Source organism: Enterococcus gallinarum, assembly GCF_021496385.1.
Lineage (GTDB): Bacteria > Bacillota > Bacilli > Lactobacillales > Enterococcaceae > Enterococcus_D > Enterococcus_D gallinarum.
The window spans coordinates 463,299-478,420 of record NZ_CP050816.1 but is presented as its reverse complement, the minus strand read 5'-3'; the positions used below and the strand labels follow the sequence as shown (position 1 = coordinate 478,420).

Here is a 15,122-nt window from a genome sequence, read left to right as displayed (position 1 = left end):
GGAGAAGAAAGATGCCTAATGAAATTACACAATCGGCTGCGGGGATCGCAAATGCAACTTCTTTAGCTCAAACCCACCGAGCTTCCGATATTTCAATGGATGATTTCCTTAAGATTTTAGCAGCTACTATGAGTAATCCTTCTTTTAGCGGTGACTCTTCAGGCGGCGGAACGGATTACATTTCTCAATTGGTCCAGTTTACTACATTGGAACAATTGAATGAATTAAGTGAGACGGTAATGACGTCAGTAATCCTTCAGCAGCAACAACAGGCTTTTGGTCTGATCAACAAAGAGGTCACAGTATTAGATGGAAAAGAAAAAGTTACAGGAGTCATTGAGAAAGTTCGCTTTTCGAATGGGTATGCCACGATCGTTGTCAATGGGAAAGAGTACAACATGAGTGCAATTGAAGAGATCGGCGGCGATCCTAAAACTTCGGATGGATCAGAAAGTGAATCAGAGAGCGAATCGAAAGGTGAGTCAGTATGAATCAAATAGGCCGTAATTTACCATTACAAGCTGCCACCTCTGAAAAAACGCCTAGAACCGCACCCTATCAAGCAAGAAATACCGATTTTTCGGAGATGCTGCAAGACAAGCAAAGAAGTATCAAAGTTTCCCATCATGCACAAAAGCGGCTGACGGATCGAGAATTAACACTTCAAGAGACCGATTATGATTCGCTTTCAACTGCAATGAGTGAATTAGCAGCTAAAGGTAGTAAAGAATCATTATTAGTATACAAAGATATGGGGCTGATTGCAGATGTTCACAGCCGTACGATCATTACAGCAATGGGAATGAACGAATTGAACACAGTCACCAATATCGATAGTGCAACATTTATTAAATAACAGCTGGACTGAAAAGGGGCTGTAGTATTTTCTGAATGACAGAGGAAAATACGTCAAATTGAAGGAGGAAAACAAATGTTACGATCATTATATTCAGGTGTTAGTGGAATGAAAAATCTTCAAACGAAAATGGACGTGGTATCAAATAATATTGCCAACGTCAATACGATTGGTTTCAAATCAAGTCGGGTACTTTTCCAAGACATGATGAGCCAAACCACATCAAATGCAACCGCACCAGGAAATGGTTCAGGTGGTGTCAACGGTACACAAGTCGGTTTAGGCGTGCAAGCTGGTTCGATCGACATGATCAATACAGTCGGAGCACCTCAATCTACTGGGCGAGCAATGGACTTTTACATCAGTGGGCAAGGGTATTTCATGGTCAAAGGTTCTGGCGAAAATGGCGAAACTTATTACACACGTGATGGATCTTTCGTACGAGACAGTAACGGCACGCTGACTAACAGTGATGGAATGCAAGTATTAGGACGTACTGGCAGCACAAATCCGCCACTCGTTTACGATGACAAATATGAAGAGGGTGCAGGACTTAGCGGCGAAACAGAGATTGGACCGTTAGAAATTCCTGCAACAATCACTGTTGATGGCAAAGAACTTACTTATAATTCAATGGCCATCGATGCCAATGGACTAGTCGTTGCAAAATACGGCGACAAATCATTCGTCATGGGGAAAGTCTCTATTGCAACTTTCAATAACCCTGAAGGATTGGAAAAAGTCGGCGGAAATAACTACATGCAATCGAACAACTCGGGTGCCCCAATTGTTGCGGGTGCAGGTCAAAATGGCTCAGGTCGTCTACAAGCAGGCGCATTAGAAATGTCGAATGTCGATCTATCGACGGAATTTACAGAAATGATCATTGCCAGCAGAGCGTATCAAGCAAACTCAAGAAGTATCACCACTTCTGATGAAATGCTGCAAGAATTGTTGAACTTGAAACGTTAACAGAATCCCTCATAAAAAATAGGAGGTACCGGATGATTTTATTGACGGCACTGAATGACAGAGAGTTTTATCTAAATCCGGAACTGATCTATCGGGTCGAAGAAATGCCCGATACGTTGATTACACTAATCGATGGCAAGACACTGGTTGTAACTGAGTCTGCGGCAGAAACGGCACAGCGTGTCATTGACTATAAACTCTTGATCAATTCGAAACAAATAAATAACTAAGGGTGGGTTAAGATGGCTAAAGTGAAAGAAAAGGAAGAAAAAGAACAAGGGAAAGAAAAAAGCAAAGAGAAAGGAATCAATTTGTTTTTACTGATCCCGATTCTGTTGGTTATCGTGATTGGCGGGACGATTGGCGGGACATTGGTAACCAATCACTTCCTAGTAGAAGACAAAACTGTTGCGCCGAAAACGAAAGCAAAAGGCATTGCTTCTGATGAATCGATTGTTGCTTTAGAGGAATTTCTTGTAAATCTTGAGAAAGAAGAAGGGCAGGAACAGCAATACATGAAGGTCAACCTTTCGATTCTCGTTGATAATGAAGAAAAAAGCGAAGAAGTGACGAAGAATGTTGCTGTTATTCGGGATAGCATCGTTAACTTGTTGCGCCAAAAGAAAGCCAGTGACATTTTAAGTTCGGCAGAAAGTGTTCCGAATTTGAAAAAAAATTTGAAGGAAGCAATTAATCATGAGTATGGATCAGCAATCGTCAATGAAGTATATGTCACTGATTTAGTGATCCAATAGAAAGAGGAACGTTGATGGAAACATTTTTTTCATTGATTAAAATGATCGCTTTTTTGTTAATCATTTTGTATCTGATCAATGTCAGTTTGAAGTATTTGAATCGCTACACGAACCAACAGAATAATCAGCTGCGGATTCTACAAAAAGTCGCCGTCAGCAAATCCTCCTCCATTGGGATCATTCAGATTCTGGACAAATATTATGTGATGAGTTTTTCGGAACAGCAGAACCAGATCTTAAAAGAACTTAGTGCCGAAGAAGCAGCTATCTTGATGTCCAGAACTGGGGAAACGTCAGAATCATTACGAGTGACAGATTTCTCTGAATGGGTAAAGAAAGCAAAGAGTCAATTAGAAACGAAACGAGGCAAGCAAAAATGAGCGCAAAACGAAAATGGACGCTAGTAGCAGCGATCCTTTTAAGCAACTTATGGATGCCTCAAACTGCGTTTGCCTTAGACATTGGGGATATGAGTACCACGATTAGTGATTTGCTCTCTAACGGCAGTGGATCAAACGATACGATCAATACTTTTTTGCTGGTGACTTTGCTATCTTTGATTCCTGTTTTACTGATCATGATGACCTCGTTCACCCGAATCATTATGGTACTTTCTTTTGTACGAAGTTCATTAGGAACCCAGCAGAATCCGCCCAACCAAGTATTGATCGGTCTTGCTTTGTTTCTTACTTTCTTTATCATGAAGCCCGTCTATACGGATATTTATCAGCAAGCCATTGAACCTTTTGACCGGCAAGAAATCACGCAATCCGAAGTTTTTGATCGCTCAGAACGTCGAATCAAAGAATTTATGATGCTCCAAACACGAGAAAAAGATATTCAGCTTTTCGCCGAAGCTTCTGGGGCAAAAGAAAAATATGAAACTTCAGATGAAGTGCCGCTAACCGTAATGGTCCCGGCATTTATCATTAGTGAATTGCGGACGGCCTTCAGTATTGGATTTTTGATCTTTATTCCTTTCTTGATCATTGATTTAGTTGTTTCGAGTATTTTGATGTCGATGGGGATGATGATGTTGTCCCCGATCATGATCTCACTGCCATTTAAGATCCTACTATTCGTCTTAGTTGACGGTTGGTATTTAGTGGTGGAATCACTGATCAAGAGTTTCCAATAATTCACAGGAAAGGAGCAGAAAACCAATGTCTGTTGCAACGGTACTCGACATATTGCGAGAAGCATTCATTCGGATCTTGTTGATTTCTGGACCGGCGTTACTTATCGGGATGCTTGTGGGGTTAGTGATCAGTATTTTTCAAGCCACTACCCAGATTCAAGAGCAGACGTTAAGTTTTGTGCCCAAACTGATCGCTATTTTCTTAACATTGATTCTTGCCGGCAATTTTATGCTGAATCTTTTGCTTAATTTCACTAAAACCATCTTTAAGATGATCGCGGCATTGTAAGGAGGCAAAGCATGGCACTGATCCAAGCAAGTATCCTGATTTTTTGCCGCATGATGGCATTTGTTATCTTGTGTCCCATATTTTCACAACAAAATTTTCCTTCGCTTGCGAAAGTGGTTCTAGGCGTTGCCTTCACCTTCCTTTGTTTACCTGCGGTCGAACCATTGCCAGAGGCGACATCGTTTATGTTTGCGATTTTGGCTCTCAAAGAGATTTTACTGGGAATGGCGATGGGTTATTTGAGTCAGTTAGTTTTTACTGGCGTGCAAATCGCTGGTCAAATGATCGACTTTCAAGTGGGGTTTTCGATGGCTCAGGCCTATGACCCGACGATCCAAATGAACGTCTCTCAATATGGAAAAACGTATTATTGGTTAGCCGTAGGAACCTTTTTCACCTTGAATTTGCATCATCGCTTGATTTCAGCGCTGCTTCTATCTTTTACGATTGTTCCCTTAGGAACAGTTCAAATTAGTGGTACTACCATCGAAGGTGTCGTGAAACTATTTGGACAGATGATGGAAATGGCACTCAATTTAGCTGCGCCGATGCTCATAGCACTACTGATGGTAGATCTGGTATTAGGGGTGATTTCGCGGTCGATTCCGCAAATCAATATCTTAATGATGAGTCTTTCCTTAAAAACAGCAATCAGTTTTATGATCTTTTTGCTACTACTGCCAAACGCCATTACTTTTTTGAGTAAGCAGCTTCCAGATACAATCAAGTATTTACAAGAGTTCATGACATCACTGAAATCATAGAGAGGTGAAAAACGTGTCAGAAAAAGACGGCAAAACAGAACAACCCACGGCCAAGCGTTTACGGGATGCCCGTAAACGCGGAGAAGTTCCTAAAACGCAAGAGTTAGCGGCTGCGGTCTCTCTGATGGTCTTTTCTTTTATGTTGTTGCCCCTTTGGCACTTTTTTGCGCAGCGCTTTTTACCTTATCTCACTCGAGCGTTGGAGCATCTGTATTTGTTTGAAGCCAGCGTTGCGGATTTACCTCGTTTAGGACTTCAAAGTATTTTGCTATTTTTTTTGCTTTGCGCACCTGTCTTTGTGATTGCTTATGCGGTTGGTTTAATTACTAACTATGCTCAAGTGGGAATCTTATTTTCTGCTAAAGCAATCAAACCAAATTTCAAGAAGCTGAATCCGCTGGCTGGATTAAAGCAACAATTCAGCACTCGAGCGCTTGCCAATCTCGCTAAAACGTTAGCAAAATTTGGCATTATTGTTTATCTTTGTTACCAGAAATTTTTGGCGGCTGTCCCAACATTACTGGGTGTCAGTGAGGTCGGTTTAGAAAAAACAGTCTATTTTCTGATTGAACGGGCAAAGGATCTATTTTTTCAAATCTCACTTTTTTTGATTGTTTTAGCGGTAGGAGACTATGTGTATCAACGCTACAGTCATCGCAAGAACTTGAAGATGAGCAAGCAAGAAATCAAAGATGAATACAAGCAAATGGAAGGTGATCCGCAAGTCAAATCTCAGCGGAAAGCAAAATACCGAGAGATGACACGCAACGCCATCGCTCACGTCAAGGAAGCCACTGTCGTTATCACTAACCCGACGCACTTTGCCATTGCGATTCGCTACGATGCGGAGAATGAAGGAGTGCCGAGGGTTTTAGCAAAAGGTGCTGATCAGTTGGCACAGCGAATGAAAGCAGAAGCAGCAAAAGAAAACATTCCGATGATCGAAAATCGGGAAATTGCTCGAGCTCTTTATAGACAAGTAGAGCCGGGAGATTTGATACCAGTAGAGATGTACGAAGCGATCGCTGAGATTATTGCACTGGTTTATCAATTGGAAGAAAACGAACGCGGAAAGATTTAAAACGGAGGCAACAGCATGAATGAGGCAGTAGCAAAATCTAAGAAAAAAATCGGTTATGCGGATGTCCTAGTTTCTTTTTTAGTGATCGGGATTATTGGATTGATCATTATTCCTTTACCAGCAACTATTTTGGACTTTTTAATCATTGTCAATCTAACGATTGCTATCAACATTCTGCTGATCACCCTGTTTACCAAAACAGTTTTGGAATTTACCACCTTTCCAACACTTCTTTTGATTACAACGATGTTCCGGCTAGGATTGAACCTGTCTTCTACCCGCTTGATTCTGACACAAGGGAATGGGGGCCATGTCATTGATGCCTTCGCGAATGTCGTAGCTGGAAGTAATTACATTGTCGGAATCATTTTGTTTGTCATCATCATGGTGGTACAACTAGCTGTCGTGACTAATGGTGCGGGACGAGTTTCAGAGGTTACTGCTCGTTTCACACTAGATGCGATGCCAGGAAAGCAAATGGCCATTGATTCGGATCTGAATGCCGGATTAATCACGGAAGACGATGCCCGGAAACGTCGAAAAGACTTGCAGCGGGAAGCGGACTTTTTTGGATCGATGGATGGTGCCAGCAAGTTCGTTAAAGGAGATGCGATTGCCGGGATCATGATCACGGTCATCAACTTAGTCGGCGGCGCGATCATCTTTTCCATGGGAGGGCAAATGACAGTCATGGAAGCTTTCTCCCAGTTTGGTAAATTAGCTATCGGAGACGGTTTGGTTAGTTCGATCCCCTCCCTGCTGATCTCCATCGCATCTGGTGTGATGGTCACTCGTTCAGACAATGACAGTTCCTTTGGTTTAGACATTGCAGCCGATATCACAAGAAATCCGCAACTCTTCCGAATCGTCGGTATGATTCTTTTTGTTTTGGCGATCGTGCCAGGGTTTCCACCGATCCCTTTTCTCCTGATTGGTGGCGGTTTATTTGCCGCTAGTTTCATGATTACACAGCAAGAAGAAAAGCAACGGACAGAACAAAAGAAATTGGAACAGAAACTCGCTTTGGAACGTAAAAAAGAAGCCCAAGAAGAAGACGATTCTGTCGCTTCCTTCCAAGTAGAACCGATTGCAGTTGAAATCGGCTATGGACTAATCCCAATCGTCGACAGTTCCATCGATAATAGTCTGATGAATCGTATCGTCGCGATTCGTAAACAAAGCGCCCGAGAGTTAGGGATCCTAGTCAGTCCGGTACGTATCCGAGACAATCTCTACCTTGAGTCAAATGATTATGTGATCAAAATTCGAGGGAATGAAGTGGGACGGGGCGATATTTATCCGAATAAAGTAATGGTCATCAGTCCTAATGAAGAACCTTTCCCATTTGAAGGAATCGCAACCAAAGAACCAGCCTTTCATTTAGATGCGATGTGGATCGATGAGAAAGACAAGGAATTGGCTGAATTGCAAGGCTTTACGATTATTGAACCATTAACGGTGATTGCCACGCATCTCAAAGAAATCATTTACAGCCATGCGCCAGAATTACTAGGCCGACAAGAAGTGAAGAAATTGTTGGAAGGAATCAAAGAACAGTACAACGTAGTCATTGATGAATTGATTCCTGAGATTTTAAGGTTGGGTGAAGTACAAAAAGTATTACAAAATCTTCTAGATGAACAGATCCCAATCAATGATCTGGCAACAATATTAGAAACATTAGCCGATTACGGCGTTGTAACAAAAGATGTAGAAGTCTTGACAGAATATGTTCGTCAAGCACTGAAACGAACGATCGTGGCGAAATATATTGGGGAGCAGCATGAACTGAAGGTCGCTGTCATTCATCCAAAATTAGAAGAAATGATTGCTCAAAGTATTCAGAAGACAGCAACCGGCTCTTACCCAGTCTTAAAGCCAGAGACAGTGACGAAAATTTTGGATTCAATCAATACGATCCAACATGCAGCGATCGCTCAGAATGTTTCCTTCGTAATTCTAGCTTCACCAAAGATTCGTCTTCCGTTCAAGAAAATGATCACATTCAATTTTCCGGATTTGGCAATCTTGTCATTGAATGAGATACCTAACGAAATCGCTATTGAGACGGTAGGCAGTATTGAGATATGAGCAAAGAGTGCGAAGTGAAAGGAGAATAACCGATGTACGAAGTGGATAGAGAAGCAGAAATCATTAAATACCTTCCTCTAGTCGAACGCGTGGTTCAGCGAATGTCAATCAAAACGACAGATTACGAACAAGGAGATCTATTCAACATTGGGGTCATCGGATTGATGGATGCGTTAAATAAATTTGATCCGACGAAAAAAGTGCCTTTTGAAAGTTATGCGGTCCTTCGTATCAAAGGAGCGATCATTGACGAAGTACGCAAGCATGCAAAAATCTCACGTTATAAAATGGCGGCAGTTAACCAATTTTATCAAGCACGACAAGAGTTAGAGCAAACCTTGAAGCGAGAAGCGACTGATACAGAAATCTCTAAACAGATGGGAATTAGTCGCGGACAGTTGGCAGATATTTATGAAAGCCTACATTATTTAGCTAGTGTGTCATTAGAGGATACATTGTTTTCTGCTCAAGATGAAGGTATGACGATCAAAGATTCTATCAGCGATAAAGAAGCGGTAGATGTGGAAGAAGCGTTATTAGAAACAGAACGTCTGCAAGCATTGACTACCTGTATCAAAAAGCTCGGGGAAAGAGAGCAGTTGATTTTGAGTTTGTATTACACCGAAGAATTGACACTCAAAGAGATCGCAGAAATTTTAGAAATCTCAATTCCAAGGGTTTCACAGATCCACGGCAAAATGGTAGCTAAATTACGATTATTGATCAAGGAGGAACTAGCATGATTCGAGGATTAGATATTCTTTCCCGCAACATCAATGTCTTACAGAAACGGCAAGAAACGACTAGTGGGAACATCGCCAATGTCAAAACCACTGGGTATCAAGCAAAAAAACTATTTCAATCGACATTAGATGAAGTAGCATTACATAATTATCAAGGCGGTGCTCAGGCAAACACTCGTCATGATATTGGTGGACTGGCATTCGGGAATCAATTAGCCGGCACCAGTTTGGAACAGGCAGCTGGGGCGATAAAACAAACGGATCAAGCAACAGATTTCGCACTGCTTTCTGATGGCTACTTTACTCTCCGAACACCTGCAGGTGAAACATTATACACGCGAAAAGGGGACTTTACCCTTAATCAGCAGAATCAATTCGTGACCCAAGAAGGATACGTTGTTTTAGGCAATGGCAATCAGCCAGTGACCGCAGCAGATAATCCGCAATTCCAAGTCCGTTTGTTTGAACCAGACCAGTTGATGGCCAATGGGGAAACTTACTATACCAGCGACAATGCAGGGACGATCGCTGCACGGCCGACGGTGCAGCAAGGGTATCTGGAACAAGCCAATGTGGTCGTGGCAGACGAGATGGTGGCAATGATCCAGACATCAAGAGAATTTGAAGCAAACCAAAAAGTATTGAACTCCACCAATGAAACACTCCAAAAAGCAGTGAACGAATTAGGAAAGATTTGAGGATAGCAGAATGAATATGAACGGTTTATTAGGGATCAGTCGTTCAGGAATGAACAGTTTACAAAAGAATTTGGACAATGTTGCTAACAACATTGCCAATGTCAATACCAATGGTTATCAATCGCAAACGACTCATTTCAAAGAACTGATCAACAATGCAGTATCAACTGAGGAAGTCTATTTCAGTGGTAATGCGGCACAATACGGCTGGAACGTTGGTTCTTCAGCTACAACTGGAACTAGCTTTGGTCAAGGCGTGTTGACAGCTAGCAGTCAGCCGCTAGATGTGGCGATCCAAGGTACGGGATTCTTTGGCGTCCGCAATGGAAACAATGAGTTGCTTTTGACAAGAGCTGGTAATTTCCAGTTAGATGCTGAAAAAGGACTAGTCACCAGCGATGGCTACCCTGTCGCTATGACTACTATGGTACCCGCTAATCAATGGCCAAATGCCCAGAACATCCAAATTGATTCTGCAGGCCGATTAATGACCCAACAAAATGGACAGGCAGTTCTACTAGGGCAATTGACACTTTATAACCCAACCAATATGAATGATCTGGTTCCTGTGGGAAGTCAGCTATTTCAAACACAAAATGCCCAGCTAACAAGTTCTCAAGCAGACCCAACCGCTTTTGGAACGATCAATCAACATTATTTGGAGGGATCGAATGTAGACTTGGCCGGTTCAATGACAGAACTGCTGACGACACAAAGAGCATACGCCCTTAATACAAAAGCAATGCAAACAACGGATGATATGTTAGCTGTTGTCAATCGTTTTACTAATTAGAGGAGAGACCAATGATCCGATTAACCAAAGTCAGCAAGCAATTCCAAAATGGCACGCTAGCATTAGCAAATATTACCGCTGAGATCTCGCAAGGCGAATTTATTTATGTCGTAGGACCGAGCGGCTCTGGCAAATCGACACTGTTCAAGTTACTGCTGAAAGAAGAAGAGCTTTCAGCAGGGTCGATCCAAATTGGCAATGTGCTGCTAGAAGGGCTGAAAGATCGTCACTTATATATGATTCGGCGACAAGTAGGCATTATCCAGCAGGAAGACCTGCTGTTGGCACATATGACGGCTTATAAAAACATTGAATATGCATTACAGGTATTGGGCGTGCCACGGAAAATACGCAAAGAAAAAACCGATAAAGCATTGCAAATGGTGGGCATGACGGCTTATCAATCTTGCTATCCCCATGAATTGTCGGTAGGACAATGCAAAAAGATCGCGATCGCCCGTGCCATCGTAACTGAACCGGCAGTCTTGATCGCAGATGAACCTACAGCAAATTTAGATATTAAATCCGCAGTAGAAATCATGAAATTATTCATAAAGATCAACCAGTTAGGGGCCACCGTGCTTCTTGCTACCCATGACAGCACCATGGTCAATACTGTTCGGAATCGTGTTTTTGAGCTTAAAGAAGGACGATTGATACGGGACGATCGCAACGGCGGCTATACCCGTTATGCAGACCCGAAAGATACATATGTCTGGTGACAAGCCTTAAATTTCCAGTTAATTATCCGATTAGGGAACTAGAAGATTGTTTTCATAATCGGATAAAGAAGGAGTGACACTGCGATTATCAAGTGAAGAGCGAATCTTGATAAAAATCATTGACGATCATATCGCATAGGAAAGGATACTGTCATGAAGAAGAAGTTACAAGCTATTATCAAAAAAATCCGCCTCGCTACGCTGCTTCCCTTAATTATTACGTTTGTCGTTTTATTGGGGTGCTATTTCTTTGTTTTACGGCCTCACGGAGACGATCAGTTGAGTCATGTGTTCTTTATTTTTTCAATAATCGTTCTCTTATTGGAATTTATTGGAGTTGTCGTACTCTCTTTTGTGGTGAAACATAAGGATCCAGGAATGGATACATTACTAGCAGAATTGGAAATTGTTAGTGGAGGAGACCTCTCGCACATTGATGCTATGGGGAATGACGGAAATGATCCCCTCTTTGAAAAGGTCAAAAATAGTTTTAAAGGTGTCTTGAATACATTTAAAGCAGTAATCGTGGGAATGCATGAAGAAAGCACCCGCATGACGGAAATGGTTGGAAATTTGACCAAGACGTCCAAAAATGCCAAAACATCTATCGAAAATGTTCGCCAAACGATGAACGCTATCGCCAACGCAGCCAGCTCTCAAGCCTCTGAAGCAGAACAGACCTCTGTTGACATGGACGAATTAGCAACAAGCATCGAGGAAATCCACAAAGAGATCGACCTCATGAATGGCTACGTGCAAAAATCTCAAGATAGCAATTATCGAAATTCTGAAGTGATGATGTATGTCTCAGAAAGTTGGGAAGTCGAACGTCAAAATCAAGCTGATTTGGTGGATGGTATGAATGATATGAATGAAGACATTCAAAGTATCGGCAAAATCGTTCAGTTGATTAATGATATTTCTGATCAAACCAATCTTTTGGCATTAAATGCTTCGATCGAAGCAGCTCGTGCAGGGGAAGCAGGCCGCGGATTTGCCATTGTGGCAGAAGAAGTTCGCAGTTTGGCAGAACAGAGCAGTCAATCGACTAAAAGTATTCGCACGATCATTGAAGCAATCCGCAAAAAATCTGAGAAAGTTGTTTCAGCAGCGATGAATTCTTATGAGGGCGGGAAAAAACAAACAGACAATATCAATAAGGTGATTGATTTAGCCAATGAAATCTCTGATATTGTTGAAAAATTAGTAATGAGTATCCAAACAGTCGAGTCACATATTACCGGCATCGTGGAGAAAAAAGATATGGTGCAAGTCTCTGTCAGCAATATTTCCTCTGCTGTTTCAGAAACCTCTGCCGGCACCCAAGAAGTGACGGCCAACTTGGAAGATTTCTATTTGGTCATCGAAGAATTTGAATCGAATGCGCAAGAAATCGAAACGATCGCGAGCATTCTGAAGTTCCAAGTAGATAGCTTTAAATTCTAGAGAGAGGAAAAGATGCTGATGGAGCAATATGTAATATTTAGAAGTCATGACCAGCTCTTTGCAATCCGAGTCCAGCAAGTGACACGAGTGATTGAAGCCCAATCCTTTATTCAGTTACCGGAAGTGGCTGATTTCGTTTTAGGTGTCTATGAATTTCAAGAAAAAATGATCCCGATTATTGATGTTCGCCGTAAACTATTCAAAGAGCCCACAACGGTTTCTGAACGGAACAATGTCATCTTATGTCATTGGAATGATCAAGATCTTGGGCTGTATGTCGATGAGATCGTGGGGATCTCTACGCTGGAAGAGACGGATTATGAAGCTCAGCTTGATCGTTCGGGACTTAAACAAAGTTATATCGAGCAATTTTTGAAAAGCGATGAATCCGTCGTACTATTATTGGCGCTCTCCTTTTTATTTGACTATGAACCGGAGGAATGGCAGGACACGTTCGGAGAAACGAGTTGACCCGTCTATTGAAAACAAAACAGGAGATTCATGTAGGCATCTCAGAGTATAAAATTGCCCAGTATCCGGACAAATTAATGACCGTTGGACTGGGATCCTGCGTTGGCACGATCATTTATGATGAAAAAAGCAAAATTGGCGGACTGAGCCATATTATGCTGCCAGATAGTCAACCATTTTCCCACAAGCGGGAGATCAAGCCGGGAAAATTTGCTGATCTGGCATTGCCAAACATGGTTGAAGAATTGCAGCGTAAAGTACGTGCTCCGCGATTCAAAGCCAAAATCGTTGGTGGTGCCAATATGTTTCAATTCCAAACAATCACGAATACGAGTAATATCGGACAACGCAATGTTGAGGCAGTTGAACAATCTTTGGCCAAGTTGGGAATTCCCATTGTAGCCAAACACGTTGGTGGTACGGCTGGAAGAACAATGATCGTTGACTTAGACGATTTTACAACAATGGTTCGGATCGTAAATCAAGAAATCATCTATCTATAAAGGAGTTTGAAAAAAATGAAAAGAGTATTGATCGTAGATGATTCTGCTTTTATGCGGAAAGTGGTGACGGATCTGTTGGAACAGATGCCCCACATCAAAGTAGCTGCTGCTGCTCGTAATGGCAAGCAAGCACTAGATCATCTTGCGAAAGAATCTTTCGACCTTGTAGTGATGGATGTAGAAATGCCTGTATTGGATGGATTAGAGACATTGCGGATGATCAAAGAACAGTACACCGTTCCGGTAATCATGCTCAGTTCAATGACAAATCAAGAAACAACGATTGAGTCATTAGAGCTCGGGGCGGCAGACTTCGTTGAAAAGCCTGTTAATCTATCTCAGATTCAACAAGACTGGATCGATGATTTCTACAAAAAAATCGATTCGCTTGATCAAAACCATTCTAAGGAAATAAACCATAGTATAGCTGAACAAATAAAATTAACGTCACACCATTTGCCACGGACAGTTGAAGCAGTCGTGATTGGCTCTTCCACCGGTGGCCCCAGAGCTTTGTTGGGAATCATCCGCGGCTTGCCTAAACGACTGCATTGCCCAGTCATGATCGTTCAACACATGCCGGCTGGATTCACTGCATCTTTCGCTCAACGTCTGAACTCGGAAACAACAGTACCAGTCAAAGAAGTGACCGACGGCATGCCGATTGAAAACCAAGTCTATCTTTGCCCAGGAGATTACCATATGACAGTGGGACAAGGGCGTTTTCACCTGAATCAACGGGAGAAGCTTCACGGAACTAGGCCGGCGGTTGATTATTTATTCACTTCAGCAGCCAGCGCTTATCAAAAGGGGCTAGTCGGTGTTTTATTGACTGGAATGGGTAAAGATGGTGCCAAAGGAATGCAAGCGATCCAACAAGAAGGTGGTTATACCATCGCTCAGGACAAAGACAGTTGTGTGGTCTTCGGGATGCCGCGATACGCCATCGAACAAAAGGCAGTCGATGAAGTTCTAGCACTAAGCAAGATTGAAACAAAAATCGGACAGATAGTCGGGTGAGAACATGGAGACAGATTTTGTTGTTTTTAATCAATGGGTCAGTGATCGGCTGGGGGTACAGCTAGCGGCCTACAAAGAAAGTCAAATGCAAAGACGGATTTTGACCATCATGGAACATTCAGGTGCTAAAAATTTGCAGGAATACCAGCGGCTTTTGGAGAAAGATATGGTTGCCAGAGAAGCTTTTCTAGCCCATATCACGATCAATGTTACCGAATTTTATCGTAACAAAGAGTTATTTGATGCCTTTGAAAAAACGCTGCTGACTAAGATCGTGCCACAGTTTGCATTGCCGAAAATTTGGAGTGCGGCTTGCTCGATAGGTGCGGAGCCTTATACGATCGCCATGCTGTTAGAGAAAAATCGCTTGGCAGCGCCCGCTGTTTTAGCAACGGATATCGATCAGCAGATTTTGACAAAGGCAAAACAAGGGGTGTATCGCGAGCACGAGCTAAGAAATGTTCCTATTGAAGAACTAGCGAATTATTTTGAGGTCAAAGAGAGAAACACTTATCAGATCAAACCAGAACTCAAGCGGAAAGTTCATTTCAAGAAACATGATCTATTGAAAGATCCCTATGAAAAGAATTGTCACGTGATCGTCTGCCGCAATGTAACGATTTATTTCAAAAGTGATGCCAGAGACGAAGTGTATCAGAAGTTTAGTGATGCCTTAGTACCAGGTGGGATTTTATTTACTGGAGCAACAGAAACGATTAATTTTTCGGAAAAATTCGGGTTGAAAAAAATCGATTCCTTTATTTATCAAAAAATATAATT

20 protein-coding genes are annotated in these 15,122 nt (G+C 42.1%); all 20 read left to right on the top strand.

What is annotated here, in order from left to right; genetic code table 11:
* Positions 1–11 precede the first annotated feature (11 nt).
* Positions 12–491, top strand: coding sequence for a flagellar hook capping FlgD N-terminal domain-containing protein (locus HED61_RS02310; RefSeq protein WP_060813688.1), 480 nt, complete (start codon positions 12–14; stop codon positions 489–491).
* The gene (locus tag HED61_RS02305; protein ID WP_071870112.1) at positions 488–856 is read left to right on the top strand and encodes a flagellar protein; all 369 of its coding nucleotides are present in this window, start codon (positions 488–490) and stop codon (positions 854–856) included. The genes HED61_RS02310 and HED61_RS02305 overlap by 4 nt, the downstream gene beginning before the upstream one ends.
* Before the next feature lie 75 nt (positions 857–931).
* Positions 932–1,828, top strand: a complete 897-nt coding sequence (locus tag HED61_RS02300) for a flagellar hook-basal body complex protein (RefSeq protein ID WP_060813687.1) — start codon at positions 932–934, stop codon at positions 1,826–1,828.
* A gap of 32 nt (positions 1,829–1,860) precedes the next feature.
* Positions 1,861–2,058, top strand: coding sequence for a flagellar FlbD family protein (locus tag HED61_RS02295; RefSeq protein WP_219645385.1), 198 nt, complete (start codon positions 1,861–1,863; stop codon positions 2,056–2,058).
* A 12-nt stretch (positions 2,059–2,070) separates the two neighbouring features.
* Positions 2,071–2,583 (top strand): flagellar basal body-associated FliL family protein, encoded by a 513-nt coding sequence (locus tag HED61_RS02290; protein ID WP_060813685.1) that lies wholly within the window; start codon positions 2,071–2,073, stop codon positions 2,581–2,583.
* Positions 2,584–2,597: 14 nt separating this feature from the next.
* Complete coding sequence (locus tag HED61_RS02285; protein ID WP_060813684.1) at positions 2,598–2,963, top strand: flagellar biosynthetic protein FliO; 366 nt, start codon at positions 2,598–2,600, stop codon at positions 2,961–2,963.
* A complete protein-coding gene (fliP, locus tag HED61_RS02280) occupies positions 2,960–3,721 on the top strand; it encodes a flagellar type III secretion system pore protein FliP (RefSeq protein ID WP_225585898.1) in 762 nt (253 codons plus the stop codon). The genes HED61_RS02285 and fliP overlap by 4 nt, the downstream gene beginning before the upstream one ends.
* 25 nt (positions 3,722–3,746) lie before the next feature.
* On the top strand, positions 3,747–4,010 hold the full coding sequence (fliQ, locus tag HED61_RS02275) for a flagellar biosynthesis protein FliQ (protein WP_060813682.1): 264 nt from the start codon (positions 3,747–3,749) through the stop codon (positions 4,008–4,010).
* A gap of 11 nt (positions 4,011–4,021) precedes the next feature.
* Positions 4,022–4,774, top strand: a complete 753-nt coding sequence (gene fliR / locus HED61_RS02270; RefSeq protein WP_081131838.1) for a flagellar biosynthetic protein FliR — start codon at positions 4,022–4,024, stop codon at positions 4,772–4,774.
* A gap of 13 nt (positions 4,775–4,787) precedes the next feature.
* Positions 4,788–5,855, top strand: a complete 1,068-nt coding sequence (gene flhB, locus HED61_RS02265) for a flagellar biosynthesis protein FlhB (RefSeq protein ID WP_060813680.1) — start codon at positions 4,788–4,790, stop codon at positions 5,853–5,855.
* A gap of 15 nt (positions 5,856–5,870) precedes the next feature.
* Complete coding sequence (gene flhA / locus HED61_RS02260) at positions 5,871–7,946, top strand: flagellar biosynthesis protein FlhA (RefSeq protein ID WP_219645383.1); 2,076 nt, start codon at positions 5,871–5,873, stop codon at positions 7,944–7,946.
* A gap of 32 nt (positions 7,947–7,978) precedes the next feature.
* Positions 7,979–8,689, top strand: a complete 711-nt coding sequence (locus HED61_RS02255) for a sigma-70 family RNA polymerase sigma factor (RefSeq protein WP_081131836.1) — start codon at positions 7,979–7,981, stop codon at positions 8,687–8,689.
* On the top strand, positions 8,686–9,387 hold the full coding sequence (locus HED61_RS02250; protein WP_219645382.1) for a flagellar hook-basal body protein: 702 nt from the start codon (positions 8,686–8,688) through the stop codon (positions 9,385–9,387). Before HED61_RS02255 ends, HED61_RS02250 begins: the two co-directional genes overlap by 4 nt.
* A gap of 10 nt (positions 9,388–9,397) precedes the next feature.
* Complete coding sequence (locus HED61_RS02245) at positions 9,398–10,180, top strand: flagellar hook-basal body protein (RefSeq protein WP_219645381.1); 783 nt, start codon at positions 9,398–9,400, stop codon at positions 10,178–10,180.
* An 11-nt stretch (positions 10,181–10,191) separates the two neighbouring features.
* On the top strand, positions 10,192–10,902 hold the full coding sequence (locus HED61_RS02240; RefSeq protein ID WP_081131833.1) for a cell division ATP-binding protein FtsE: 711 nt from the start codon (positions 10,192–10,194) through the stop codon (positions 10,900–10,902).
* Positions 10,903–11,055: 153 nt separating this feature from the next.
* A complete protein-coding gene (locus HED61_RS02235; RefSeq protein ID WP_219645380.1) occupies positions 11,056–12,348 on the top strand; it encodes a methyl-accepting chemotaxis protein in 1,293 nt (430 codons plus the stop codon).
* 18 nt (positions 12,349–12,366) lie between these two features.
* Positions 12,367–12,819, top strand: a complete 453-nt coding sequence (locus HED61_RS02230) for a chemotaxis protein CheW (RefSeq protein WP_060813673.1) — start codon at positions 12,367–12,369, stop codon at positions 12,817–12,819.
* Positions 12,789–13,322, top strand: coding sequence for a chemotaxis protein CheD (locus HED61_RS02225; protein WP_219645379.1), 534 nt, complete (start codon positions 12,789–12,791; stop codon positions 13,320–13,322). The genes HED61_RS02230 and HED61_RS02225 overlap by 31 nt, the downstream gene beginning before the upstream one ends.
* A 15-nt stretch (positions 13,323–13,337) precedes the next feature.
* Positions 13,338–14,342: a chemotaxis-specific protein-glutamate methyltransferase CheB gene (gene cheB / locus HED61_RS02220; RefSeq protein WP_060813671.1), complete on the top strand. Its 1,005-nt coding sequence runs from the start codon at positions 13,338–13,340 to the stop codon at positions 14,340–14,342.
* A gap of 4 nt (positions 14,343–14,346) precedes the next feature.
* Positions 14,347–15,120: a CheR family methyltransferase gene (locus HED61_RS02215; protein WP_138371413.1), complete on the top strand. Its 774-nt coding sequence runs from the start codon at positions 14,347–14,349 to the stop codon at positions 15,118–15,120.
* Positions 15,121–15,122: the final 2 nt, after the last annotated feature.

Coding starts and splice junctions, on each gene's coding strand:
- HED61_RS02295 (WP_219645385.1), top strand. CDS start 1,861: ATGATTTTATTGACGGCACTGAATGACAGAGAGTTTTATCTAAATCCG.
- fliR (WP_081131838.1), top strand. CDS start 4,022: ATGGCACTGATCCAAGCAAGTATCCTGATTTTTTGCCGCATGATGGCA.
- flhA (WP_219645383.1), top strand. CDS start 5,871: ATGAATGAGGCAGTAGCAAAATCTAAGAAAAAAATCGGTTATGCGGAT.
- HED61_RS02305 (WP_071870112.1), top strand. CDS start 488: ATGAATCAAATAGGCCGTAATTTACCATTACAAGCTGCCACCTCTGAA.
- HED61_RS02285 (WP_060813684.1), top strand. CDS start 2,598: ATGGAAACATTTTTTTCATTGATTAAAATGATCGCTTTTTTGTTAATC.
- HED61_RS02300 (WP_060813687.1), top strand. CDS start 932: ATGTTACGATCATTATATTCAGGTGTTAGTGGAATGAAAAATCTTCAA.
- HED61_RS02240 (WP_081131833.1), top strand. CDS start 10,192: ATGATCCGATTAACCAAAGTCAGCAAGCAATTCCAAAATGGCACGCTA.
- HED61_RS02290 (WP_060813685.1), top strand. CDS start 2,071: ATGGCTAAAGTGAAAGAAAAGGAAGAAAAAGAACAAGGGAAAGAAAAA.
- HED61_RS02235 (WP_219645380.1), top strand. CDS start 11,056: ATGAAGAAGAAGTTACAAGCTATTATCAAAAAAATCCGCCTCGCTACG.
- HED61_RS02255 (WP_081131836.1), top strand. CDS start 7,979: ATGTACGAAGTGGATAGAGAAGCAGAAATCATTAAATACCTTCCTCTA.
- HED61_RS02250 (WP_219645382.1), top strand. CDS start 8,686: ATGATTCGAGGATTAGATATTCTTTCCCGCAACATCAATGTCTTACAG.
- cheB (WP_060813671.1), top strand. CDS start 13,338: ATGAAAAGAGTATTGATCGTAGATGATTCTGCTTTTATGCGGAAAGTG.
- HED61_RS02310 (WP_060813688.1), top strand. CDS start 12: ATGCCTAATGAAATTACACAATCGGCTGCGGGGATCGCAAATGCAACT.
- HED61_RS02230 (WP_060813673.1), top strand. CDS start 12,367: ATGGAGCAATATGTAATATTTAGAAGTCATGACCAGCTCTTTGCAATC.
- fliP (WP_225585898.1), top strand. CDS start 2,960: ATGAGCGCAAAACGAAAATGGACGCTAGTAGCAGCGATCCTTTTAAGC.
- fliQ (WP_060813682.1), top strand. CDS start 3,747: ATGTCTGTTGCAACGGTACTCGACATATTGCGAGAAGCATTCATTCGG.
- HED61_RS02215 (WP_138371413.1), top strand. CDS start 14,347: ATGGAGACAGATTTTGTTGTTTTTAATCAATGGGTCAGTGATCGGCTG.
- HED61_RS02245 (WP_219645381.1), top strand. CDS start 9,398: ATGAATATGAACGGTTTATTAGGGATCAGTCGTTCAGGAATGAACAGT.
- HED61_RS02225 (WP_219645379.1), top strand. CDS start 12,789: ATGGCAGGACACGTTCGGAGAAACGAGTTGACCCGTCTATTGAAAACA.